A 22,866-nucleotide genomic window follows, 5' to 3' on the forward strand; every position below is an offset into this window, starting at 1 on the left:
GTCAGCTTCCCATGATGTCGTCGAGTTCGCGATAGTCGGGCAGGGCGCGGTCGATCGCGGCCCCTCGGCGCAAGACAATCCTATCGGATTGTGGCCGCGACAGGAATTCGGTCCAGCGACGGGCGCTGAACAGAACGAGGTCGGCCGGCTGGCCGGCGGCGATGCGGCCGAGCTCCGGCCGGCCGAGGATCGATGCCGGCGTTGCGGTTACGACACGCGCGGCATCGTCCAGCGGGTGGTCGAGATGCAGGATGCGCACTGCCTCGCGAAAGACCTCCACCGCGTCGAGATCGCCATAGGCATAGAACGGATCGCGGGTATTGTCGGAGGATACGGCGGTCGCTACGCCGGCCGCGGCCAGCTCCTTGAACAGCGTCACGCCGCGCCAGCGTGGGGTACGGCCGGGATAGCGGTCCTGCAGATACATGTTGCACATCGGCAGCGACACGACGGAGAGGTTCGCCTCAGCCACCTTTCCGACGATTTCCCCGGCATCGGCTTCGTCCTGCCGCGCGAGCGAGCAGCAATGGCCGACGGTGACGGTGCCTTCGAAGCGGTTGCGCAACTTGGCCTCGGCGATTGCCTCCAGCGTGCGGGCCTGCTTGTCGTCGGTTTCGTCGACATGCAGATCGATGTTGAGGCCGTGGTCGGCGGCGGCGCGGAAGAGGCTGTCGAGCTGGCTGGCAAGGTCGGGGTTCATTTTCGGTACGCCGCCCAGCAGCCCTGCATGCCGGGCCACGACCGAAACCAGGTCGTCGAAATAGGCCTGGTCAACCATCAGATCGAGCGGGAAGAGCGCCACTGCCTGCAGCGCGATCCTGTCTTTCCAGGTTTCGCGCAGGGAGTCGAAGACTTCGAAGGAGATGCGGTGCTGCGGCGCAATGCTGTCGAGATGGGTGCGGAGCAGATGCGTGCCGTGCGCATAGGCCGAACGGAGCGAGAAATCCATGCGTTTCGCCACGTCCTCGGCCGACCAGCGGGCCTCACGGTCGGTGCCGACGGCTTCGAGCGCACCTATGAACGTGCCGTCCGGATTGGCCTTGCGCGGCCAGATATGGCCCTTGTCGATATGCGTGTGCATATCGGTGAAGCAGGGCCAGACCATGCCGTTGCGCAGGTCGAAGATGGTAGCATCGGAAGGGCCTGCGCCGGCGGCGGTGATCGTTTCGATCTTGCCGTCGCTGACCAGGATATCGACGCTCACCAGGCCTTCAATGCCCGAGCCGACGGGATCGGCGAGCAGCACCGATGGGACGGTGGCATTGGTCAGGACATAACGGTCACCGGATGGCGTCGTGGATGCCGAAACCATCAGTTTTCCCTCTTGACGCTGCTCTCATGCCAGCGGTGCAGCACCAGCCAGGAAATGAAACTCGTTGCCGCAAAGATCAGCACGCCGAGCACCGAGAGCATCAGCAGCGCCGCAAACAGGCGCGGTATCTTCATGCGGAAATTGGCCTCGATCAGGCGGAAGGCCAGGCCCGAACCGGCGCCGGCAGAGCCTGCGGCGAATTCGGCGACCACGGCAGCAATCAGCGCTAGACCACCGCCGATCCTCAGCCCGGTCATGAAATAGGGCTGCGCGGCCGGGATCTTCAGATAGAGGAGCGTCTGCATCGGGCTTGCGCCATAAAGTTCGAAGAGATTGAGGAGGTTATGGTCGACGCTTTTCAATCCCGTCACCATATTCGACAGGATCGGAAAGAAGGCTACGAGGAAGGCACAGATCAGCAGGGCCACCTGTGTCGTCGGCGCATAGACGAGGATCAGCGGCGAAATCGCCACGATCGGCGTCACCTGCAAAATGACCGTGATGGGATAGAAGGCAAGCTCGATCCAGCGCGACTGAACCAGGAATATTGCCATGGCGACGCCGCCCAGCAGTGCCAGGAGGAGAGCGATGAAAGTGATCCGCGCGGTGACCAGGAATGCGGGGAAGAGGATGCCCCAATCGCTGACCAGCGCCTTGGCGACGGCCCAGGGGCTCGGCACGAAATAATCCGGAGTGTCGCTGAACCAGACCGCAAAGGCCCAGACGGCCACCAGTGCGACGACCACAAGGATCGGGATGACGATCCTGAGCATCAATTCATTGCGCCGCATATCCTCCAACGACGCTGTCTGCCGGCCAGCCATCAATGCTCCTCTCCGCCCATCGCTTCCATCAACGAACGCGATACGCGCTCGCAGGTCAGGCGATAGCTCTCCGACGTTCGGTAATGGGCGGTTTTCTCCTCGACGCGTTCAAGCTCGAAATCCGCATGGACACGGCCCGGCCTGGCCTTCATCACCACGACGCGGGTCGAAAGGTAAGCGGATTCGAACACTGAGTGCGTGACGAAGATCACGCCGATCCCGGTGGTTTTCCACAGTGCCAGCACATCGTCGTTGAGTTTTTGGCGAGTGATCTCATCGAGTGCCGCAAAGGGCTCGTCCATCAGCAGCAGTTTCGGCTTGGTGACCAGCGCGCGGGCGATGGAGACGCGCATCTTCATCCCGCCGGAGAGTTCGCGCGGATAGGCATTGGCAAAATCGAAGAGACCGACCGTCGCCAGCGCCTCGGCGATCATCGGTCGCGCCGCGGTCTTCGGCATGCCGCGCAGGCGGAGCGGCAGGTAAACATTGCCGAACACCGTCTGCCAGGGCAGCAGCGTCGGCTCCTGGAAGACGAAGCTGATATCGCCCTCAGGCAGGCCTTTGCTGGAAATGCGCGAGCTCGGCCAATCGATCTGGCCGGACGTGACTCCACCAAGGCCAGCAATGATCCTCAGCGCCGTCGACTTGCCACATCCCGACGGTCCGAGCAGGCTGACGAATTCGCCGGGGCGCACCACCAGCGACATGTCGCTCAACGCAATCGTGCCGCTGGAGAAGGTCTTGGAGACCGCTGTCATGGTCACCAGCGGTTTGCTGGTTCGCGCCTGGGGCTCGGCCTGTTGCGGTTCATCCATGCTATGCGAAGCCCTGAGCAAGGGGATATCCGTCCCGCCTGGGCGGGACGTCATGTCGATGGCGATCGTCATTTCTTCAACGTCAGGCCGACGGCCTTGCAGACGAACTTGGCATCGAAGGCCTTCTTGAAATCCGTGTCGGCCTTGAACACCTTGATCGCCACCATTTCGTCGAAGAACTTCTTGTAATGCGCCTCGGTCATGCAGCCGATGCCCTGCGTCAGCGTGTCGCCGGAGTCGACGATGCCATATTCCTTGATCTTGGCGATGGAATAGGCGATCTGGCCGTCGGTCATGTCCGGATTGTCCTTCTTGATCAGATCGTTGGCCGCCTTGTTGTCGCCGTAGAGGTAATTGTACCAGCCGATAAGCGAGGCATCGACAAAGCGCTGCACCAGGTCCGGGTTCTTGGCGACGGTCGAGGACTGGGTGGTGATCATCGTCGAATAGGGCGAGTAGCCGGCATCGGCGATCAGGAAGACTTTTGGCTTCCAGCCCGCCTGTTTCTCGATTTCATAGGGCTCCGAGGTCAGGTAGCCCTGCTGGCCCGATTTGGCATCGGCGAGGAAGGGAGCAGGACTGAAATTGTAGGGCTTGTACTGGTCGTCACGAAAACCTTTGAAATTGGCTTTCATCCATTCGAAATAGGTGATGTAGCCGTCCTTGGAGAGAAACAGCGTCGGCAGCTTGGCGAGATCCTCGAACTTTTCGATTCCCTGGTCGGGATGGGCGATCAGCACCTGCGGATCCTTCTGGAAGATCGCGGCGACGTCGACGATCGGAATGCCCCCCTCGACGGCAGAGATTTCTTCCATGGGACCGCCCATGTAGAAGTCGATCTTGCCGGCAATCAGCAATGCGCTGTTGGCCGCGTTCGGTCCGCCCTGGACGATCGTGACCTTCAGGCCATATTTCTCGTAAGTGCCGTCGGCGACGGCCTGGTAGAAGCCGCCATGCTCGGCCTCGGCCAGCCAGTTGGTGCCGAATTTGACCTCGTCGGCAGCCATGGCATGCGAGCCGAATGCCAGCCCCAGGCCGAAGAGTGCCAGCATCGCGTTGCATTTCAACAGGTTGCGCATTTTGCGTCGTTCCCCTCTATAGCGCCGGAACACCGCTATCGACGTCCCGCTGGAGCAATTGAGCGCTTGTATTGCGCCTTGAAAAGCATCAAATTTCGTGCGCAATGATGCCTTTTTGGCAATGGTCGGCGAAAAAGCCGCCAAACGGGCATGACGCCTAATGATTTGGCAGCGGATAGTCGGATGCTGCACTCACGCAAGCTCCTCTACATCAACGAAATTGCCCGCTGCGGCTCTATCCGCAAGGCGTCGGCACGGCTCAACGTCGCCTCATCCGCCGTCAACCGGCAAATTCTCGCGCTGGAGGAGGAGCTTGGCACACCGATCTTCGAGCGCCTGCCAAGAGGGTTGCGGCTCACCGCCGCCGGTGAACTCTGCATCGAGCATATCCGTGACGTGCTGAAGAACTATGAGCGGCTGGAAGGCCGCATCCGCGGACTGAAAATGCCGCAGGCCGGCAAGGTGTCGATGGTGGCGACGGTGGGTCTCGCGGCCGGGCCGCTGCCGGAAATCTTCGCCCGTTTCATTGAAGCGCATCCGCGCGTCCGCATTGCGCTCAGAAACGACGGTGGCTCGACGACGATCCAGCCGGTGGTTTCAGGCGAGGTGGATATTGGGCTGGGCTTCAACATACCGGCGACGCCGGGCATCCGCACGCTTGCCAATTTCGACGTGCCGCTTGGCGCCGTGCTGCCACCGGGACATCGGCTGGTGGCGCAGGACCGCATCAGTTTGACCGAAATAATCGAGGAGCCTTTGGTACTCGCGCAGCCGGGCACCAGTCTGCGCGAGGTGATCAACCTGGCGCTGGCGCCGTTGCCGGTTCCGATCGAGCCGATCCTGGAGACCAATTCGTCGGAAATGCTCAAGCAACTGGTCAAGCTGGGGACGGGACTGTCGCTGCTCAATCCGCTGGATGTGCTGAGTGAATGCCGGCGCGGGGAACTCGTCTACCGGCCGCTCGCCGACCCCTATGTCCGGCACCAGCCGATGAAACTTTTCACCCGCGCCCGCGCGCCGCTTGACGCCGCAACCAGTGTGTTCGTCGAATTCCTGCTCGGGGAGCTGGTGGAGATTGTTCGCGAAGTGGAGGGGCGGCCGGCGGTCCCGGCAGATCAGCGCGAATAGAGGTTGGAGAGGGGATAGTTGCTGATATCCTCGATCAGGTCGATAAAGCCCCTGGCCTGATGGGCCGCAATCAGTTCGCCCTTTTCCACCGTGGCGCTTGCCGCATCGCCGACCACGCCGTCCGGATTGAGGTCATGGGCGATCCATGCCAGCGAGTGCGGCGGCAGCGGCTGGAGAAACGTCGTGTTCTCCTTCATCCACTCGGCCTTCGAGCGGAAATTCCTGGCGCGGTCCATATGGACCAGGTCGGGCCGGAAATACAGCATCATCGAGGTTTCCACCTCGCCGCCATGGATGCCGTAAGCCGATTCGTGGGCGCTGATCATGCCCTCGGGATGGCCGAAACGAGCCCATTGCGTCGACACGACCGCCATGTTGAAGCGCACGCGCAGTTCGCGGGCGACAATGCTCATGATGTCGAGATTGCCGCCATGCGAATTGACGATCACCATCTTGCGGATGCCGGCTTCCGACACTTTCTGGCCGATCGCAGTCCAGGCCGGTATCAGGATGTCGGCGCCGAGCGATAGCGTGCCCGGCCCATAAATGTGCTCGTTGGCCTTGCCGATCTCCTGTGTCGGCAGGACCAGGATGTCGAGATGGTCGGGGAGATGCTTGCGGACCTCGGCAAGCATGCCATTGGCGATGCTGACATCCGTCGAGATCGGCAGATGCGGGCCATGCTGCTCCGTCGAGGCGATCGGCAGCACGGCGATGGTCTTGTCGGCATCGAGCAAGGCAAATTCGGGGCTGGTCAATTCGTTCCAGAAGAAAGGTTTGCCCATTGCCGATGCTCCACTTGCGATGCTCCTTGCTTCGGATAGGCAAAAAGCATGCGCGCGAAAAGCATCAATTTCCGCCCGCATCGATGCCTTTTTGCGTGCGGGGTATAGCCCCCGGCATTTAGCTCCTGCTGAGACATGATCGCCTGGACAGCTGCGGATTGAACTGGTCTCAGATGTTGGGCTTTTGCGGACTCTCGACGTGGACTGTCCGCTGATCAGTGATGCCCGTGGAATTCATCCGGGACCGGAACCTGGCGCTTGCCCGCTTCCTTGATGAGGCGGTCGACAGTGCCCGGCGCGATTGGTATCCCTCTCGCGAGCCGTCCCAAGGACTCCTTATATCCGCGTTCCCCCGGCAGCCAAATCTGCTCTGCATCGTCTGCTGGCGGCAGCGACCGGATCGCGTGGGCGAGCTGCTCGACTTCGTCGCCAAACGCCTTTTCCAGGCCAAAGGCCATCGGATCAATCGCCACGACGAGTCCGTTGAAGCCGGCATCCTGCTTTTCCAACAGCGCCCTGGAAATCAGCGGATTGCCGCCCAACACGCTCACCAGAATCTCGATCATCAATGACAGGCCCGATCCCTTAGGCCCGGCCATCGGCAGTACGGCCTTGACCTTGGCCGGGTCCGTCGTGGCCACGCCGTTGGCGTCCACGGCCCAGTCTTGGGGTATAGGCTTGCCGGCATCCTTGGCAGCCAAGATCTTGCCGAGCGCCACCGCGGCCGTTGACATGTCGAGAAGGATGGGGCGGTCCGGATCATCTGCCGGTACGCCGATTGCAAGCGGATTGGTGGAGACGCCCTCCGTGCGCGATCCGTGATAGACCATCAGCGGCTTGGACGCCGACATGACCAGGCCGATCTTGCCGCTTCTGGTCACGCGTTCGGCGAAATAGCCCACCGCTCCGGCATGGCTCGTATGCATGATCGAGCAAAGACCGATGCCGAATTGCCCGGCCAGCGCCACGGCATGGTCGCTGGTCATGATCATGCCGGAGGCGCCAGGCACCCGATCGCCCTCGATCACGGCGATCGCGCCGAATTGCCGGGCGAATTTCGGCTCCGCGCGACCGTTGACGATCCCCTGTTCGACCATTTCGACATAACGGGGAATACGCAGGACGCCATGGGACTCGGCACCGCGCAGATTGGCCCAGACCAGGAGTTCGGCGGTCTGTCGGGCGTAGTCCGGCCGAAAACCGCCGGCTTCGAGGAGCGCTGCCGCAAAGGTTTCCAGCGCGTCCTTGGCAATCATCGTCTTTCCGCTGCCATCACTCATGACGCAGCGCCGAGCGGAGAGGGGAAGAACTTATCGAGCCAGCCCTTGAGCATGGCCTTGGTGCGCGGCGCGTCACCCGGCGCCAGCGGAAAATGCGCGGTCGTGTCGATCAGCATCAGTTCGGTCGGCTGTCCGGCCTTTTCGAACATGCGGATCGATTCCACGGTGGGGGTGATGATGTCATTGGCCGTGTGGAACAGGAGCAGGGGGCGTGGCGCGATATTGGCGACGACATCGTCGGCACGGAAATTATACATCGACCAGGCAGTTTCGACCGGGATCTCCATGATAGCCTTGGGCGAGAGATTCTTACGCAGATGTTCGGGGATAGGCACTGCGTCGAAGCGTGACATCCACAGGCTTTCGCCGGTTTCCTGCTTGTGCTTGCGGCCATTTTCCAGAATGCCGGTGAATTTTCCCCAGGCATCCGGTGTGGGGTGCTGGCCGCGGAATTTGCGCTCGCCATTGCCCCAACCGCAAGAGGAGAGGCAGCAGGCGAAGCGCTCGTCGACACCGGCCGCATAGACCGAAACCGCAGCGCCAAAACTGTGACCGGTAATGCCGATCCGCCTGGGATCGACTTCCTCGCGTCCGGCAAGAAAGGTCAGCGCATTCTTGGCATCCGCCACCTGGTCGAAGCAGCGCACCTGGGCACGCTCGCCCTCGCTTTCGCCGCAGGAGCGGAAATCGAAGCGCAAGGCAATATAGCCGAAGGCTTCCATCATCTCGGCCTGGATCTGGGCGTGGCTTTCATCCTTTGAGCCAACGAAGCCGTGGCAGACGATGAAGGCCGGCAGTTTCTGGCCCGGCTTGCGCCCATCCGGAACGTGCAGGACGGCGGAGAGTTTCAATCCATCGGAAAGGAATGTCAGTTTCTGCTGCATGTCGTTCGCCTGTCGCTGTCAGTCGATCTTGGTGAAGGGGTGGAAATATTCGCGCCACTCGACGGGCGCCGGCGTGCCCCAGACATTCATGTCGCGGACATTGCCGGGGCGTTCCAGATTGGTGATGACGCGGGGCGTGAAATCGGCATCGTCGGCGATGTGGGCCATGACACCGGAGCATTCGATCATCATGCCGCTGGCATCGGTATAGTAAGCATAGGTATTGTCGCCGGGACGATGGCGGCCGGGTCCCCACATCAGCTGCTTGTCGAACGTGTCGAGAATGTCGCCCAGACGCAGATACTGATTGAATTCCAGGAATTCGAACGACACATGGTGCAGGCCCGGAGCCGTGCCGAGGACCAGTCCGAGAACATGGTGCTGGCGATTGCCGCCATACATCCAGCTCAAACCGTCATTGATCATCCGCTCCGACAGCTTCATGCCGCCGATCGCTTCCATCTGGCTGCGCGTGGCGGCAGGATCGGGCGTGATCAGGTTGATGTGGTCGATGCGGTTGGGGCCGACGCCCTTGGTCGGATAGCGGCGGCCATAGGTGACGTTGCGGATCGGCGAATGAATTTCGAAGCGCAGGCCTTCCGGCGTCGCAAAGGTGACGCCGGCGGCAATGCAGTCCATGCTCGGCGCGCGTGACAGGATTTTGCAGCCGGCTGCCTCGATGCGCGAGGCGGCTTCCGCCACCAGATCCGGCGTCAGTGCTTCCAGCCCGATCGTATGGGCAGAATTTTCCTCGGAATGGACGAGGACAAGCTCGGCAGCGCGCCCATTGGAGCTCAGCCAGGTCTGCCCGTCGCCGCGGTGGGTGACTTGCAGACCGAGGATCTCGGTCGCGTCGCGAATAACCGCGTCCGGATCGACAACATTGACCTTCATATGGCCGACGGCATGCACGATGTGCGTCATCAGTTCCTCCCATAAATTGAGTGCCGCTTGGGCAATTCGGTGAGCTTAGATACGACAGATCGCGGACGGTGGCAATATATTTCGAAAATTTTGTTTTTATCGAAATTATCTCAGGTGGCCGCACCGACGCTATTGCGCAGCAATCCGACCCCTTCGATCTCCACTTCGACCACATCGCCGACCGTGAGGAATCGCGGCGGCTGCAGGCTCGATCCAAAACCCTTGGGCGTGCCTGTGACGATGACATCTCCCGGCTCCAGCGCGGTGAACTGGCTGAGATAGGAAATGAGCCAGGGGATGGAAAATATCATGCGTCTGGTATTGGTGCTTTGCCGTACTTCGCCGTTCACCCTCGTTAACAGATCGATGGCGAGGGGGAGGGGGAGGGTGTCGGCGGAAACCATCCAGGGGCCAAATCCGGCTGTGCGGATGAAATTCTTGCCGGGCGTGAACTGTGAGGAATGTTTCTGCCAGTCGCGCACGCTGCCGTCATTGAAGCAGCTGTAGCCGGCGACGTGGCGCAAGGCATCCGCTTCGGCAATCCTGTGCCCCGGCCTGCCGATGATCACCGCAAGCTCGCCCTCGTAGTCGAATCGGTCGGAGAGTTCGGGCTTCAGAAGCGGTTCGTCATGTCCGGTCTGCGATATGCCGAACCGCGTGAACACGATAGGATATTCCGCCGTGTCGGAGGTCGCCTCGTCGGTTTCGCGGTAATTGGTGGCGACGCAAAGAACCTTGTCCGGATTGGGAATCACCGGCAGATAGCTGATATCGGAAAGCGGGTAGTCAGGCGTGGCGTCACGCTCGGCGCCAAGGGTCTCGAAATGGTGGGCGATATAGGCTTTCAGATCCGGCAACCCGCTCTGCTTGCCGAGATCGCATATTCCATCGCCGACAAGGCAGCCGTAGCCGGCCATGCCCTGGCGGATATAGCTTAAATAGCGCATGACACCTCCCATAATTTCGAAATTTATGATATTATCGTAAACAATGAGCCGCTCGAGTGGCAAGCGCACAGCGGGAAAAATTTGTAGAGAAGATCAGAAAGTTGATTTTTTTCGAAAATTTTTGTAGTGACCTGAAAGCCGGTGGGTTCCGGCCCGTTTGCACGTCTATCCCGGGAGGCAGGTTTGGAACAGAAGCTTGGCAGCGAAACGAGAGCTGGCGATGTCCTCCAGCGGATGCGGCTGGATATCATCAACTGCGATCTCAGGCCGGGCGAAAAGCTTCGCTTCGAGAGCCTCAAAACCAAGTATGCGGTCAGCTTCTCGACGTTGCGCGAGGCATTGTCGCGCTTGGCGGCCGAGAATCTGGTCATATCGGAGGGCCAGCGCGGATTCATTGTGGCGCCCGTCTCGATCGCCGATCTCAACGATTTGACCGATGTGCGGGTCCTGATCGAGCGCGAGGCCCTGTCGAAGTCCATCCGCAAGGGGGACGACCGCTGGGAGGCCAATATCCTCTCGACATTCCACCGCATGGACAAGCTGCAGCAGCGGCTCGGGCGGGAATACTACCTGTCAGAGGAATGGACCGGCGTGCACGGTGAATTCCATTATTCGCTCGTCTCGGCCTGCGGCTCCCCGGTGCTGCTGGAAATCCGATCTAAGCTTTTCGAACGGGCTCATCGCTATCGCCGCATGTCGTCGCAGTTCCGGCCGAAATGGCGTGAAAAGGACGTCGAGCACAAGCAGATCGCCGACGCCGCGCTGGCGCGCGATGAAGAGAAGGCGTTGCGCCTGATCGACAGGCATATTCGCGAAACCAGCGAAAATGTCATCGAGCATGCCGGCCATCTTTTCGAGGATGCCAAGGCCGCAACCAAGGCCAGAAAGCGCGCGGTCGCTGACGCGGCCGAATAGCGCGCGCCGCATCGTCCGCAGCCACGGACTCTTCCGCAAAGAGAAATCATTGTTGGTACTCGGCTTCAATTATGCCGATTTTTCGGTGTGCGGCTTGCTGCGCCCAACATGTCAAATATCAGACGAAATCCATTTTTTACGAAATCGCTTGAATTTTCGAAATTCTTGGAGTAGGTAGTCTTCACGATGGAGGATCGGCCCGGTCGAAGGGCCGGAAAATTCGTAGTGGAGGAAGAATTCATGACTATCCCGGAGACAATGACGGCTGCGCGCATGCACAGGGTCGGCGGCGAGCTCAAGATTGAAACGCTGCCCACGCCCAAGCCGGGCGATATGGATGTGCTGGTTCGCGTCAAGGCCTGCGGCATCGTTCCCAATCTCGGCAATATTCTCGCCAATTGGACGACCTGGTTCCCGCATATGCCATTGCCGCCTCTGCCCGCCGTCTTCGGCCTCGATCCCGCCGGCGAAATCGCGGCGGTCGGCCGCCAGGTGCATGGCCTGAAAGCCGGCGATCGGGTCTATGTCAATCCGGGCCGCAGCTGCGGCACCTGCCGCCATTGCCGCCGTGGCGATAGCATTTCCTGCAAGCACTATGCCTTTCAGGGCTATTTCGGCTTCAGCACCGATGCGATGCAGACTTTTGCCGATTATCCGATCGGCGGCCTGAGCGAATATATGGTGGCTCCGGCCTCGGCGATCGTAAAAGTTCCCGACAATATGAGCTTTGATCAGGCTGCCCGCCTCGGCTATCTCGGTACGGCCTATTCGGCGCTGAAGAAAGTCAATGCCGGTCCGGGAGACACGATCCTCGTCAACGGCATCAGCGGCACGCTCGGGATCGGCGCTGCGATCTTCGGCCTGGCCATGGGCGTCAACAAAATCCTCGGCACGGGCCGCGACAAGAACCTTCTAGAAGAAATCAAGGCGCTGGCGCCGAACCGTTTCGAGGTTTTCTCCATCGATGACGGCTCCGTCACCGATTTCGCTCTGGCGCATACCGACGGCGAAGGCGCGGATGCCTTCATCGATTGCCTGGGTCCGGGTGCCAAGCACGAAACCTTCCTGCAAGGACTGCGGGGCATGCGCCGCGGCGGTATCGGCGTCGATGTCGGCGCCGTTGCCGGCCCGGTGGCGCTCGATGTGCACTGGCTGATGGACCACAATCAGCGGCTCTACGGTTCGGCATGGTTCACCACGCTCGAAGGCCAGGAAATGGCCGATATGGTCGCATCCGGCGTCGCCGACCTCTCAATATTGGAAACCCATGGCTACCCGCTTGCGGAGGTCAACACGGCGATATCAGGCATTGCCCAGCGGCATGGCGGTTTCTCGAATTACGTGATCTATCCTTGATCTGCTTGCCCCCGCGTGACCAGCGCGGGCTGCCCGAACATTCTGTCATGTGGGAGGACATCATGACTTTCAGACGTGTTGTGACTGCTAAGAATGCCGCCGGCAAATCGGTGGTCGTCAGCGATGGGGTTTCGCCCCGGGAGATGGCGCTCAAGCATACGCCGGGCTTCGTCGCGGCTCCGATCTGGACCGTTGCAAACGTGCCGTCGCTGCCGCATGACGGCAACGATCCGATGGCCGTCAATGGAACGCTGCTGCATCCGGCCGGCGGCTCTACGTTCCTGGTTGTGACGTTTCCGCCCGATGCCGTGATGATGTCGCCGGATTTTCGCCCCGATCTCGCCGGCCCGGAACATGCGGCAGCAGCACCCGGCATTGCCGAGACCTTCGAGATGGAAAGTCCCGGCATGCACACCACGCCTACGCTGGATTACGGCGTGGTGCTAAACGGACAGATCGTGCTGGAACTGGATGATGGCGCCACCGTCACCCTCAATGCCGGCGATACCTTCGTTCAGCACGGACCACGCCACGCTTGGCGCAATCCCGGTAATGCGTCGGCGACGGTCGCCTTCGTCATGATCGGCGCGCAGGCGAAGTAAACCCCATTCGCCGGCAATGCATTTCGACTGGCCCTGCGGCAAGCAGGGCCGGCGTGAGGAGAATTTTGCCTATCAATCCACGGATGGTCATCGCGATCGAGGGAGGAAGATCATGGTTGAACTGACAAGACGAAATGTGCTGGTGGCGGCCGGTTCCGCTGCCGTTGCACTGGCGGCGGGTTTGCCGGCGCGCGCCGAGAGCCGGACATCCGTCCGGATCGGCTATATCGTCTCCAAGACCGGCGTCAACGCGCCGGGTGCGGGCACAACGACGATTCCGAATTACGAGTTGTGGGCGGCGGATGTCAAAGCGGCAGGTGGCCTGGCGATGCCGGATGGAAGCCGCCTGCCGCTGGAGATCATCGCCTATGACGATCGGTCGCAAACCGAAGAAGTCGTGCGCGGCATCGAGCGGCTCGCGCGGCAGGACAAGGTCGACTTCATCCTGTCGCCATGGGGGACGGCGTTCAATCTGGCGGTTGCGCCGCTGATGGATCGCTTCGGCTATCCCCAGCTCATCGGAACGTCGCTCATTCCCGATGAGATCGATGTCCACGCCAAGTGGAAGCGCAGCTTCTGGTTCCTGGGGTCTGCCGGCGACTATGCCTCGGCGCTCGCAGCGGTGACCCTGTCGGCCGGTGATGCGACCAACAAAAAGGTCGCCATCATCTCCGTTGCCGACGGTTTCGGCATCGAACTCGTCAAGCAGGCGCGCGCCAAGCTTCCGGAAGCCGGCATGCAAATCGTGATGGACAAGTCCTATCCGATCGGCACGCAGGATTTCGCCTCGCTGCTCAACGAGGCCGCCGGTTCCGGCGCCGATATCTTCATGGCGCTGTCCTATCCGCCGGACACGTTCGCGATCACCAAACAGGCGCGGCTCAATTCCTACAATCCGAAGATCTTCTACACCGGCGTCGGCACGAGCTTTCCGGTTTTCTCCGACATCAACGAAGGCAAGGTCGAAGGCGTCATGAGCCTCGGCGGCATCGACGTTTCACGGCAGGAAATGCAGGGCTATGTCGAGCGGCATAAGAAGCTTATCGGCGCGCCACCCGACTATTGGGCGAGTTCGGTCATTTATTCCAGCCTGGAGATCTTGCAGCAGGCGATCGCGCGACGCGGCCTCGACCGCGATGCGGTGACGCAGGAGATCGCCAGCGGCAGCTTCGACACGATCATCGGCACGATCAAGCTGTCCGAGAATCGGATGACGGATCTCTGGCTGCTCGGACAATGGCAGGGCGGCGTGTTTGTCGGCGTAGCGCCGGCCGACCGGCCGGGCGCGCTGCCGGCCGTCGTGCCGAAGCCCGCCTGGGCATAGGCGAGGGCACTTTCGATGCTGATCACCACACTCGTCGTCGGTCTTGTTCTCGGCGGAACCTTCGCGCTCATGGCGCTTGGCCTGACCATTCAATATGGCGTCGCCCGCATCATGAACCTGGCCTATGGCGAGCTGGTGATCGGCGGCGCGTTCCTGACCTATCTTGCGGTGTCGTCCGCCGGCTTGAACCCGTTCCTTGCCTTTCTGATCGTCGTGCCGCTGGGTTATCTGGCATCCTACCTCATCTACACTGTTATCATGCGGCCGCTGGAAAAGCGGTCGCGCGGCTCCGGGCGGCTGGAAGTCGACTCCATCCTGGTGAGCTTCGGGCTGATGTTCCTGTTGCAGGGCGTCTACGTATCGTCCTTCGGCAGCGGCTTCACGGGTTACAACTGGCTCGAAATCCCCATCGACATTCTCGGAACCAAGATCTCGGCGGGCCGTCTGGTCGGCGCGCTGCTCGCGGTGGCGATCGGCGGTGCACTCTATCTGGCGATGCGGAAAACCCGCTGGGGCATGGCGATGCGCGCTGTGGCTTCCCGGCCTGGCTTTGCGCCGCTCGTGGGTATCGACAACCAGCGGCAGGCACGCGCCGCTTTCGCGTTGGGCGGCGCGCTGGCCGCGGCCGGCGGCGTGGTCCTGTCGATGTATCAGCCGTTCACGCCCACCGATGGCGTCTTCCTGACGATGAAGGCGCTGGTCGTGGTGATCATGGGCGGCGTCGGCAATCTCGCCGGCGCGATCGCTGCCGGCCTGATCCTGGGCCTGGTCGAAGCCGGTGTCTCGGCGGCGGTCGATCCCGGCCTGACGCTCGCTACAACCTATGCCATTTTCCTCGCGGTGCTGCTCTGGCGGCCGAACGGGCTTTTCAGTTGAGGCGCACATGAAGACGTTCGGCTTTCCCTTTTTGCTCTGTCTGCTCCTCGCCGGGTTAGCCGCCGTGCCGTTCTTCGTCGAGGATTATGGCCTGGGGCTCGCGATTGGCGTGATGGGCTATGTCGCGCTTACCTCGAGCTGGGCTTTGTTTTCAGGCCYGACGCGCTACGTCTCACTAGCCACCGTGGCGTTCTTCGGGGCGGGGGCCTACACGGTCGCCGTCCTCGCCGATGACCTGCCGTTCTATCTGATCCTCGTCGTCGCGGCGCTGATCGGGCTTGTTGCATCGCTGGTCGTCGGCTTGGCGACGCTGCGGCTGGCCGGTGTCTATTTCGTCGTCTTCAGCTTCGGTCTCGCCGAAATGGTCCGGCAATTGCTGACCTGGTATGAGGTCAACATCACCGGCACGCTCGGCCGCTACATCTTCGTCGATGTCGACACATCAGGCATTTATTACCTGCTGCTGGCGGTATCCGCAGTGGCGCTGGCGATCCGCTGGTGGATCGACCGGGGCAGGCTCGGACTGGCCGTACGGGCCATCGGCGACGATGAGGTCGTCGCGCGCCATGCCGGCGTCGATGTCACCCGCGTCAAGCTCGTGCTGTTCGCCATCAGCTCCGTACTCATCACTCTCATCGGTGCCATAGAGGCGCCGCGCTGGACCTATGTCGAACCGAGCATCGTCTTCAATCCGACGATATCCTTCCTGACGCTGATCATGGCACTGCTCGGCGGTGCATCGCGGCTGTGGGGGCCGGCCTGCGGCGCCGTGCCGTTGTTCTTTCTGTTCGAATGGCTCTCCGGCCGCTTTCCGGATCATTATTCCATCATTCTCGGCCTGCTCTTTATCGCCATCGTCTTCCTGTTTCCGGATGGCGTGCTAGCCCGGCTGGAGCAGCTTTGGAAATATTTGAGCGCGCGAAGCGGCAAGTCGAACGGTTCGCAAGAGGTGTCGCATGAGCAGCTTGCTTGAACTCAAAAACCTCAGGAAGGAGTTCGGCGGCCTGGTTGCCGTCAACAATGTCGGCATCTCCGTTACAAAGGGCGAGGTCGTCGGCCTTCTCGGCCCGAACGGATCGGGCAAGACCACGGTGATGAACCTGATTTCCGGGGCTCTCAGTCCGACCGGAGGCGAAGTCCTGCTCAACGGCGCGCCGGTTCACCACATGCCGGTTCATTTACGCGCACGGCAGGGTATCGCCCGCACGTTCCAACTGGTGCGGCTCGCTGCCTCGCTCAGCGTCCGGGACAATGTCGTGCTTTCGCTCGCCTTCGGCCGTCGTCCGCTCTGGGGTCACGCGGCCCATGAGCGTGCGGATGAGGTGCTCGCAATGGTGGGGCTGGCGGGCCGAGGTCAGGCTTCGGTGCATGATCTCAATTACATCGACCAGAAGCGGCTCGAACTCGCCCGTGCCATCGGGCCGGCGCCGGATATTCTCCTGCTCGACGAGTGGCTTGCCGGGCTGAATCCCACCGAGCTTGGAACCGGGATCGAGCTCATCCGCTCGCTCGGTCATACCGGAATGACCATCCTGTTGGTGGAACATATCATGGAGGCCGTGCGCGAGCTCTGCCCACGCTGCGTGGTGATGAGCGCCGGCAGCGTCATCGCCGATGGTCCCACGGCGACGGTCCTGGCGGACGCCAACGTCGTCGCTGCCTATCTGGGAGAGTTCGATTATGCTTGAGGCACGCAATCTGTCGGTTCGCTATGGCAAGCATTTGGCTCTGGACGATGTTTCCATGAAGGTCGACAAGGGCGAATGCGTGGTCATTCTCGGCGCGAACGGCGCCGGCAAGTCGACGTTGCTGCGTGGGCTGACGGCTATGGTGCCGCTTTCGGGCGGCGGTAAGGTGGCGTTCCTGGCAAAGGACATTACCCGTCTCGCTGCCCACAAGGTCGTAGAATGCGGCATTGCGCATGTTCCGGAGGGGCGGGGAGTCTTTACCGAAATGACCGTGGACGAAAACCTCTGGCTCGGCGCCAATCCGAAACGCGCGCGTGAAGGCGTGGGAACCCGCCGTGAAGAGGTGCTGAAACTCTTTCCCAGGCTTGCCGAGCGCAGGGCGCAGCGGGTCGGCACCATGTCCGGCGGCGAGCAGCAGATGGTTGCCGTCGCGCGCGCCCTGATGTCCAAGCCCGATCTGCTGTTGCTGGACGAGCCCAGCCTCGGTCTGGCGCCGATCGTGGTCGGGGAGCTGTTTCAAGCGCTCAAGCGCATTCGGGATACGGGAATGTCAATGCTGGTGGTCGAGCAGAACGTCCGCGCCAGCCTGTCGATCGCAAGCCGCGGCTATCTTCTCGAAGCCGGCCGGATCGTGGGTGAGAATACGGCTGACAATCTCCGCAACGATCCGGCTGTGAAGAAAGCTTTCCTGGGTCATCATTAAAGGTGCCGGGCATGAGAATGGAAAGTGCTTGATGGGAAAGATCGAATTCACACATCTGTCCGATGTGTCGCCCGACGTCGTGGTCGTCGGTCTGGGGCCGGTCGGGATCACACTCTGCAATATCCTCGGAAGCCTGGGCGTCAAAGTCCTGGGCGTGGATGCGAGGGAGGATGTCTATCCCCTGCCGCGGGCGATCGGCATGGATCATGAAGTCATGCGCATCTTCCAGACTATCGGCGTCGCCGATGATCTGGCTGATGTCGTCGGAGAATATCGGGATTCGGAATACCGTGCCGCAGACGGTTCGCTGTTGCGCCGGTTCATCTCGCCACCGCCACCACACAAACTGGGCTGGCCGGCCTATATGACCTTCGTCCAGCCTGAACTTGAGCGAATCCTGCATGAAAAAGCAAAGGCGTGGGATACCGTCTCGCTGCTGACCGGCACCGAGATTGTCGCGCTGGAAAACCCGGACAAGCCGCATCTGTCTCTGCGCGATATCGCCACGGGTGAGACGGCCGCTCTGGCGGCACCTTTCGTGGTCGGCTGTGACGGTGGCCCCAGCTTCGTCCGGCGCAGTCTCGGAATCAGCTTCGAGGACCTCATCTTCGATCAGCCCTGGCTGGTCATCGACGTCATTCTCGGCGATGAAGCACATGACTTGCCGGAAACCAATGTGCAGTTCTGCCATCCGGCACGACCCCATACATTCGTCGTGCTACCGGGCAATCTGAGACGCTGGGAGTTCATGTTGCTTCCCGGGGAAACACCGGAAGAGATCAATCAGCCGGAGCGCATCTGGGAGCTGCTTTCGCCATTCATCAGGCCGGGGCAGGCGGAGATCTGGCGCTCGGCTACCTACCGCTTCCACGCACTGGTGGCGGAACGCTGGCGGGTCGGCAATGTCTTTCTGGCTGGCGACGCCTGCCACATGACACCGCCCTTCCTGGCGCAGGGCATGGTCCAGGGCATCAAGGATGCCGCCAATCTCGGATGGAAGCTGGCGCACGTTCTGAAAGGGGCGCTGTCACGCTTGCTGGACAGCTACGAGCAGGAGCGGCGGCCACTGGTGCGCAAGGTGATTGCGATCACCAAGGGACTGGGCGAGGTCATCTGCGAGACCGACGAAGACATGGCGAGGCGCCGCGATGAGAATATGAAGGCGCTTGTCCGCGACGGCAAAGGCATACAGGTGCGGCAGGACCTGTTTCCGCCGATTGCAGACGGTCTGATCGCGCTTCATTCGATGGGTGAGCCGATGCCCGGGGCCGGTGAGGCCTGCCCTCAGCCTCGAATAGGCGTTGAGCAAGGTTCAGTTTTGCTGGATGATGTTATCGGCCAGAGTTTCGCACTTCTGATCGATGGCTTCGATATCAGCGAGACCAATCGTCAGCGGGCGAGCCGGCTCGATATTGCCGTCTTTGAATTCGGATGTGATGGGATGGGCCCGGTGGAAGCAGACGGCGTCCTGCGCAACTGGCTCGCCGGTCACGGCGCTAGCGCCGTCTTAATGCGTCCCGACAGGGTGGTGTTCGGGCTGGCCGAGGACAACAGCGGGTTGGAAGCCCTGTTGGACCAGCTCGGATCATGGTTCGGCCGAAGCAGCATAGACGCGGCCGGTCAATCGGCCCGCCTGGCCGTCTGACATTTGCTCATTCGGTCGGTTGAGCGTCGGGCGTCAGCGTTCTCGCAATATCCGCCAAAAGCTGCCGTGCCCAGCGATGCAGGCCGGAGCGGTGCGTGCGCTCGGTCCAATACATGTCAATCTCGATCGGAATGTGGATCGGGAAGGGCCGAACCGCCAGGCGATCCCGATAGGCGCTCGCCATGCGATTGGGAATGGTCGCCACCAGGTCGGTGCCGGCGATCATCAGGTCTAGGCTGTCGTGGCCCGGCAGCGTCAGCTGCGGCTTGAGCGTGATGTCGCGGAGGCGCAGCGCCTCGAAATAAAGCGCGTGCCATTGGCCGTTATAGGTCACTGTGACATGCGCTGCCGTTTGATAGCGGTCGAGCGTCAGTTCGCCTTCTGCAAGTGGATTGGCACGGTCCATCACGCAGGAATAATGATCCGAAACGATATGCCGGCGGAAATAGCCTTCGCCCAGGATTCGCACCGGGCCAAGGACGATATCCGCACTATTGTCCTTCAATTGCCGCTTGCCGTTGACCGCTGATTCCAAGAGGTTGAGGACCACGCGTGGTGCCACTGGACGCAGGGCGGCGAGATAGGGCGGCACAAGCAGAAAACGCTCATGATGATTGCAGGAGAGCGTCACCGAGCCTTCCGCGGTCGATGGATCGAAATCGCTGGGTGCCGCAATTGCGTGCATACGATTGACGATCTCGCGTGCCTGCGAGACGAGATCGCGGCATTTCTCGGTTTCTGCGACACGGTTGCCCTGGCGGACGAACAGCGGATCGCCGAAGGCACGACGCAGCCGGTCGATCGTATAACTGACGGTCGACTGGCTGACATCGAGCATGGCCGATGCGGCGGAAAACGAGCCGCAATCCGACACCGTCACCAGCATATGCAGCGTGCGCAGATCAATTTGCCCCAGTTCCTCAGGCAGCATCGATAGTCCCTGTCATCGAAAAAGTCGATGACCTCGATCGTATCCATCCAATTGGCAGAAGGGAAGCCCTGTACTACGCTCCGTTCATGAAGTTTGCTTTGGAGGAAGCAGTGGGAGAGGTTTTTACCCAGTCAGAAGTCGCGCGCGCCGTTCCGGTAATCTCGGACGTGTCTTTCGCCGACCTGCTGAAAGACCCATATCCGACGTTCAAGCGTGCCCGGGACATGGCGGCAGTGGTCCGGATCGAGGCGGCCAACATCATGGTCGCCACGCGCTACGACGACATCATGGCAATGGAGCGCGACCCCGAGACGTTCTCTTCGGAAAACCCGCAATCTCTTGTCAACAAGGTCATGGGTCACACGATGATGCGCAAGGACGGCGAGGCCCATGCCGTGGAACGCAAAGCGGTCGAGCCCGCTTTGCGGCCGGGTGCGGTCAAATCCTGCTGGGCGCCACGGCTCGAGGCGATCTTCGACGAGATCATGGCCGGGTTCGAAAGGGAGGGCGAGGCCGATCTCTTCGATGTGCTGGCAGCGCCCATGGCCGGCAGGGCATTGGCCGAAGTGCTTGGCTTTCTCGATGTCGACTGGCAGACCATGGCGCTCTGGTCGCAGTGCCTGATCGATGGCGCGGGTAATTATTCCGGCGACGCTGACATTTCCCGCAAGGCGGCTGAGGCCGCGAAAGGGGTCGAGGCAGCCGTCGATCACGCTTTGCCCTATTATCGCGACAATCCCAACACATCCGTCCTGTCGTCGATGGTTCATGCTGATCAGCCGCATACGATCGAGCAGATCTACGCCAATATCAAAGTCGCCGTCGGCGGCGGGCTGAACGAGCCGCGCGATTCCATTCTGACCATGGTTCTCGGACTGTTGCAGAATCCTGACCAGCTTGGGCGCATTATGGCGGATGCCAATCTTTGGCCCACCGCCTTCGAAGAATCCGTGCGCTGGATTTCGCCGATCGGCATGTATCCGCGGCGCGTGACCCGCGACATCGCATTCTCAGGCGTGCAATTGCGGGCCGGCGACCAGGTCGGCCTCTGCGTCGGCGCCGCCAATCGGGATCCGAACCGTTTCGACGCGCCCGACCGCTTCGATGTGTTCCGCGAGAAGAAGTCGCATCTGGCCTTCGGCGCCGGTGCGCATTTCTGCGCTGGCACCTGGGTCGCGCGGCACATGGTCGGCCGGCTCGTCGTGCCGAAACTGTTCGAGAGGCTGCCGAACCTGCGGCTCCGGAACCCGGATGCGGTGCGCATCCAAGGCTGGGTCTTCCGCGGCCCGACAACGCTTCCGGTCGTCTGGGACTGCTGAGAGGAGATCACGATGATGATGATTACATTCGCCCTTCCCAATGGGAAGGAACAGTCCTGCACGGCCAGAGAAGGCCTGAGCCTGATGGAAGTCGCGCTGCAGAACTCCATTCCCGGCATCATCGCCGAATGTAACGGTTCTGCGGCCTGTGCCACCTGCCATGTCGTCGTCGATGATCATCTCGCCGCCGCGCTCGACCCGATCAGCGAGCACGAGAACGACATGCTCGATTTCACCGAGGCGCCGCGACAGGCCGGCAGTCGCCTGAGCTGCCAGATCCGGGTGGATGGCCGCCTCGACGGCAGCCTGATCACCATCCCCGCCGCCGGTTGAGCCATGGTTGATCGCGTCGTCATCGTTGGTGCCGGCCAGGCGGGATTTGCCTGCGCTGCGAAACTGCGGCAGCAGGGTTTTTCGGGAGCAATCACGCTGTTCGGCGATGAGGGTGTCGTGCCCTATCAGCGTCCGCCGCTGAGCAAGGCCTATCTGCTCGGCAAGCTCGAGCCGGAACGCATGGCCTTCCGCGCGTCCGATTTTTTCGTGAGCGTGGCGATCGACCTCCGCGTCAACGAACCGGTCCTGGCAATCGACCGGGAATTGCGGCTTGTCGTGACCAAGGCGGGTCGTTTGTCTTACGATCACCTCGTTCTGGCAACAGGCGCGAGCCCGATCGAACTCCCGGCTCGGATACGCGGCGACGTGGCAAAGGTGTTCCATCTCCGAACGATGGCCGATGCGGACCGGTTGCGGCCAATGCTGCATGACGGAGCGCGTATTCTCGTTGTCGGTGGCGGCTATGTCGGCCTCGAAGTGGCTGCGGCCGGGCGTCAGGCGGGTGCGACCGTGACGCTCATCGAAATGGCAGATCGCATCCTTGGCCGCGTGGCTGCGGAGCCCACGGCCAGACATTTGCGCGAACTTCATGCCTCCCAGGGCGTCACGATTCGCGAGGCGGTCGGTCTCGACACGCTGATCGTGGACGGGCCGGCGATCATGGCCGCGTTGACGGACGGCACGCGCCTATCCGTCGATGCGGTCGTGGTGGGGATTGGTGTTCGCCCCAATAGCGGTCTCGCCGAGCGTGCTGGGCTGACGATTGGCAATGGTGTCATGGTCGACGCGAGTGGCCGGACATCGGATCCTCATATCTGGGCTGCAGGGGATTGCGCATGCTTCCTGCATGATGGCGATTGGATTCGTCTCGAATCCGTTCCGCATGCGATCGCGCAAGCCGAACAGGTCGCCTGCAACATTCTCGGCGAGAATTGTCCTTATCGTCCGCGACCATGGTTCTGGTCGGATCAATATGCGACGAAACTGCAGATCGCCGGCCTCAACCGCGGCTTCGATCACACCGAGGCTGCCACGGGTCCGGCGGAGGATAGTCTGCGTGTCTCCTATTTCCGCGCCGGCAACCTGATCGCCGTCGACTGCATCAACGATGCCCGCGGCTTCATGACCGCCAAGCGCGAACTTGGACTTGTTTAGCGAAAAGCCTCGTCTCCTGACGTCGGTTGTGCAGGCGGAAA

General features: G+C 61.4%; 23 protein-coding genes. 13 read left to right on the top strand and 10 right to left on the bottom strand.

Translation table 11 applies throughout. From position 1 onward, the window contains the following. Nucleotide 1: 1 nt before the first annotated feature. The 4 genes from AC1DYF_RS03765 to AC1DYF_RS03780 all read right to left on the bottom strand — a co-directional run bounded on the left by AC1DYF_RS03765 (nt 2) and on the right by AC1DYF_RS03780 (nt 4,030). Nucleotides 2-1,312: a cytosine deaminase gene (locus AC1DYF_RS03765; protein ID WP_477875332.1), complete on the bottom strand. Its 1,311-nt coding sequence runs from the start codon at nt 1,310-1,312 to the stop codon at nt 2-4. After that, on the bottom strand, nt 1,312-2,136 hold the full coding sequence (locus AC1DYF_RS03770; RefSeq protein WP_477875333.1) for an ABC transporter permease: 825 nt from the start codon (nt 2,134-2,136) through the stop codon (nt 1,312-1,314). Before AC1DYF_RS03770 ends, AC1DYF_RS03765 begins: the two co-directional genes overlap by 1 nt. Further along, entirely contained in the window at nt 2,136-2,951 is an 816-nt protein-coding gene (locus tag AC1DYF_RS03775; RefSeq protein ID WP_477875334.1) for an ABC transporter ATP-binding protein, read from the bottom strand. Before AC1DYF_RS03775 ends, AC1DYF_RS03770 begins: the two co-directional genes overlap by 1 nt. A gap of 68 nt (nt 2,952-3,019) precedes the next feature. Continuing rightward, nucleotides 3,020-4,030, bottom strand: coding sequence for an ABC transporter substrate-binding protein (locus AC1DYF_RS03780; protein WP_477875335.1), 1,011 nt, complete (start codon nt 4,028-4,030; stop codon nt 3,020-3,022). Nucleotides 4,031-4,213: 183 nt separating this feature from the next. Between AC1DYF_RS03780 and AC1DYF_RS03785 the strand changes: the two genes are divergently transcribed. Beyond that, complete coding sequence (locus tag AC1DYF_RS03785; RefSeq protein WP_477875336.1) at nt 4,214-5,158, top strand: LysR family transcriptional regulator; 945 nt, start codon at nt 4,214-4,216, stop codon at nt 5,156-5,158. On the opposite strand, the gene AC1DYF_RS03790 is transcribed toward AC1DYF_RS03785, so the two are convergent. The 5 genes from AC1DYF_RS03790 to AC1DYF_RS03810 form a co-directional block, all read right to left on the bottom strand. After that, on the bottom strand, nt 5,146-5,943 hold the full coding sequence (locus AC1DYF_RS03790; protein ID WP_477875337.1) for a creatininase family protein: 798 nt from the start codon (nt 5,941-5,943) through the stop codon (nt 5,146-5,148). The genes AC1DYF_RS03785 and AC1DYF_RS03790 overlap by 13 nt on opposite strands. A 215-nt stretch (nt 5,944-6,158) precedes the next feature. Beyond that, a complete protein-coding gene (locus tag AC1DYF_RS03795) occupies nt 6,159-7,223 on the bottom strand; it encodes an Ldh family oxidoreductase (RefSeq protein WP_477875338.1) in 1,065 nt (354 codons plus the stop codon). Then, nucleotides 7,220-8,107, bottom strand: coding sequence for an alpha/beta hydrolase (locus tag AC1DYF_RS03800; RefSeq protein WP_477875339.1), 888 nt, complete (start codon nt 8,105-8,107; stop codon nt 7,220-7,222). The genes AC1DYF_RS03795 and AC1DYF_RS03800 overlap by 4 nt, the downstream gene beginning before the upstream one ends. A gap of 18 nt (nt 8,108-8,125) precedes the next feature. Then, nucleotides 8,126-9,031 carry a VOC family protein gene (locus AC1DYF_RS03805; protein WP_477875340.1) on the bottom strand — a complete coding sequence of 302 codons (906 nt, stop codon included), beginning with the start codon at nt 9,029-9,031 and terminating at the stop codon, nt 8,126-8,128. 110 nt (nt 9,032-9,141) lie between these two features. After that, nucleotides 9,142-9,978 (bottom strand): fumarylacetoacetate hydrolase family protein, encoded by an 837-nt coding sequence (locus AC1DYF_RS03810; protein ID WP_477875341.1) that lies wholly within the window; start codon nt 9,976-9,978, stop codon nt 9,142-9,144. A 183-nt stretch (nt 9,979-10,161) separates the two neighbouring features. On the opposite strand from AC1DYF_RS03810, the gene AC1DYF_RS03815 reads away from it, so the two are divergent. From AC1DYF_RS03815 to AC1DYF_RS03855, 9 genes are all read left to right on the top strand, one after another. Next, nucleotides 10,162-10,893: a GntR family transcriptional regulator gene (locus AC1DYF_RS03815; RefSeq protein ID WP_477875342.1), complete on the top strand. Its 732-nt coding sequence runs from the start codon at nt 10,162-10,164 to the stop codon at nt 10,891-10,893. 240 nt (nt 10,894-11,133) lie between these two features. Then, nucleotides 11,134-12,249, top strand: a complete 1,116-nt coding sequence (locus AC1DYF_RS03820; protein ID WP_477875343.1) for an alcohol dehydrogenase catalytic domain-containing protein — start codon at nt 11,134-11,136, stop codon at nt 12,247-12,249. A 62-nt stretch (nt 12,250-12,311) separates the two neighbouring features. Beyond that, nucleotides 12,312-12,851 carry a cupin domain-containing protein gene (locus AC1DYF_RS03825; RefSeq protein WP_477875344.1) on the top strand — a complete coding sequence of 180 codons (540 nt, stop codon included), beginning with the start codon at nt 12,312-12,314 and terminating at the stop codon, nt 12,849-12,851. 112 nt (nt 12,852-12,963) lie between these two features. Beyond that, complete coding sequence (locus AC1DYF_RS03830; protein ID WP_477875345.1) at nt 12,964-14,175, top strand: amino acid ABC transporter substrate-binding protein; 1,212 nt, start codon at nt 12,964-12,966, stop codon at nt 14,173-14,175. Nucleotides 14,176-14,190: 15 nt separating this feature from the next. After that, nucleotides 14,191-15,051, top strand: a complete 861-nt coding sequence (locus AC1DYF_RS03835) for a branched-chain amino acid ABC transporter permease (protein WP_477875346.1) — start codon at nt 14,191-14,193, stop codon at nt 15,049-15,051. A 7-nt stretch (nt 15,052-15,058) separates the two neighbouring features. Then, nucleotides 15,059-16,024, top strand: a complete 966-nt coding sequence (locus AC1DYF_RS03840; protein WP_477875347.1) for a branched-chain amino acid ABC transporter permease — start codon at nt 15,059-15,061, stop codon at nt 16,022-16,024. Next, nucleotides 16,008-16,739, top strand: coding sequence for an ABC transporter ATP-binding protein (locus tag AC1DYF_RS03845; RefSeq protein WP_477875348.1), 732 nt, complete (start codon nt 16,008-16,010; stop codon nt 16,737-16,739). The genes AC1DYF_RS03840 and AC1DYF_RS03845 overlap by 17 nt, the downstream gene beginning before the upstream one ends. Next, on the top strand, nt 16,732-17,442 hold the full coding sequence (locus AC1DYF_RS03850) for an ABC transporter ATP-binding protein (RefSeq protein WP_477875349.1): 711 nt from the start codon (nt 16,732-16,734) through the stop codon (nt 17,440-17,442). Before AC1DYF_RS03845 ends, AC1DYF_RS03850 begins: the two co-directional genes overlap by 8 nt. A 31-nt stretch (nt 17,443-17,473) precedes the next feature. Continuing rightward, entirely contained in the window at nt 17,474-19,087 is a 1,614-nt protein-coding gene (locus tag AC1DYF_RS03855) for a bifunctional 3-(3-hydroxy-phenyl)propionate/3-hydroxycinnamic acid hydroxylase (RefSeq protein ID WP_477875350.1), read from the top strand. Between the two features lie 7 nt (nt 19,088-19,094). On the opposite strand, the gene AC1DYF_RS03860 is transcribed toward AC1DYF_RS03855, so the two are convergent. Beyond that, on the bottom strand, nt 19,095-20,018 hold the full coding sequence (locus AC1DYF_RS03860; protein ID WP_477875351.1) for a LysR family transcriptional regulator: 924 nt from the start codon (nt 20,016-20,018) through the stop codon (nt 19,095-19,097). A 110-nt stretch (nt 20,019-20,128) separates the two neighbouring features. Between AC1DYF_RS03860 and AC1DYF_RS03865 the strand changes: the two genes are divergently transcribed. The 3 genes from AC1DYF_RS03865 to AC1DYF_RS03875 are packed head-to-tail and all read left to right on the top strand — an operon-like array spanning nt 20,129 to nt 22,825. Continuing rightward, nucleotides 20,129-21,337 (top strand): cytochrome P450, encoded by a 1,209-nt coding sequence (locus AC1DYF_RS03865; RefSeq protein WP_477875352.1) that lies wholly within the window; start codon nt 20,129-20,131, stop codon nt 21,335-21,337. 12 nt (nt 21,338-21,349) lie between these two features. Beyond that, nucleotides 21,350-21,670 carry a 2Fe-2S iron-sulfur cluster-binding protein gene (locus AC1DYF_RS03870; RefSeq protein WP_477875353.1) on the top strand — a complete coding sequence of 107 codons (321 nt, stop codon included), beginning with the start codon at nt 21,350-21,352 and terminating at the stop codon, nt 21,668-21,670. A 3-nt stretch (nt 21,671-21,673) separates the two neighbouring features. Beyond that, nucleotides 21,674-22,825, top strand: coding sequence for an NAD(P)/FAD-dependent oxidoreductase (locus AC1DYF_RS03875; RefSeq protein ID WP_477875354.1), 1,152 nt, complete (start codon nt 21,674-21,676; stop codon nt 22,823-22,825). Nucleotides 22,826-22,866: the final 41 nt, after the last annotated feature.

It is taken from the genome of Rhizobium sp. P2_G9 (genome assembly GCF_056403475.1).

Bases quoted from the DNA above. Each gene is read 5' to 3' on its own strand.
- AC1DYF_RS03775 (WP_477875334.1), bottom strand. From the start codon at position 2,951: ATGGATGAACCGCAACAGGCCGAGCCCCAGGCGCGAACCAGCAAACCG.
- AC1DYF_RS03835 (WP_477875346.1), top strand. From the start codon at position 14,191: ATGCTGATCACCACACTCGTCGTCGGTCTTGTTCTCGGCGGAACCTTC.
- AC1DYF_RS03780 (WP_477875335.1), bottom strand. From the start codon at position 4,030: ATGCGCAACCTGTTGAAATGCAACGCGATGCTGGCACTCTTCGGCCTG.
- AC1DYF_RS03855 (WP_477875350.1), top strand. From the start codon at position 17,474: ATGGGAAAGATCGAATTCACACATCTGTCCGATGTGTCGCCCGACGTC.
- AC1DYF_RS03830 (WP_477875345.1), top strand. From the start codon at position 12,964: ATGGTTGAACTGACAAGACGAAATGTGCTGGTGGCGGCCGGTTCCGCT.
- AC1DYF_RS03795 (WP_477875338.1), bottom strand. From the start codon at position 7,223: ATGAGTGATGGCAGCGGAAAGACGATGATTGCCAAGGACGCGCTGGAA.
- AC1DYF_RS03825 (WP_477875344.1), top strand. From the start codon at position 12,312: ATGACTTTCAGACGTGTTGTGACTGCTAAGAATGCCGCCGGCAAATCG.
- AC1DYF_RS03810 (WP_477875341.1), bottom strand. From the start codon at position 9,978: ATGCGCTATTTAAGCTATATCCGCCAGGGCATGGCCGGCTACGGCTGC.
- AC1DYF_RS03845 (WP_477875348.1), top strand. From the start codon at position 16,008: ATGAGCAGCTTGCTTGAACTCAAAAACCTCAGGAAGGAGTTCGGCGGC.
- AC1DYF_RS03860 (WP_477875351.1), bottom strand. From the start codon at position 20,018: ATGCTGCCTGAGGAACTGGGGCAAATTGATCTGCGCACGCTGCATATG.
- AC1DYF_RS03790 (WP_477875337.1), bottom strand. From the start codon at position 5,943: ATGGGCAAACCTTTCTTCTGGAACGAATTGACCAGCCCCGAATTTGCC.
- AC1DYF_RS03765 (WP_477875332.1), bottom strand. From the start codon at position 1,312: ATGGTTTCGGCATCCACGACGCCATCCGGTGACCGTTATGTCCTGACC.
- AC1DYF_RS03800 (WP_477875339.1), bottom strand. From the start codon at position 8,107: ATGCAGCAGAAACTGACATTCCTTTCCGATGGATTGAAACTCTCCGCC.
- AC1DYF_RS03870 (WP_477875353.1), top strand. From the start codon at position 21,350: ATGATGATGATTACATTCGCCCTTCCCAATGGGAAGGAACAGTCCTGC.
- AC1DYF_RS03820 (WP_477875343.1), top strand. From the start codon at position 11,134: ATGACTATCCCGGAGACAATGACGGCTGCGCGCATGCACAGGGTCGGC.
- AC1DYF_RS03805 (WP_477875340.1), bottom strand. From the start codon at position 9,031: ATGACGCACATCGTGCATGCCGTCGGCCATATGAAGGTCAATGTTGTC.
- AC1DYF_RS03785 (WP_477875336.1), top strand. From the start codon at position 4,214: ATGCTGCACTCACGCAAGCTCCTCTACATCAACGAAATTGCCCGCTGC.
- AC1DYF_RS03850 (WP_477875349.1), top strand. From the start codon at position 16,732: ATGCTTGAGGCACGCAATCTGTCGGTTCGCTATGGCAAGCATTTGGCT.
- AC1DYF_RS03770 (WP_477875333.1), bottom strand. From the start codon at position 2,136: ATGGCTGGCCGGCAGACAGCGTCGTTGGAGGATATGCGGCGCAATGAA.
- AC1DYF_RS03875 (WP_477875354.1), top strand. From the start codon at position 21,674: ATGGTTGATCGCGTCGTCATCGTTGGTGCCGGCCAGGCGGGATTTGCC.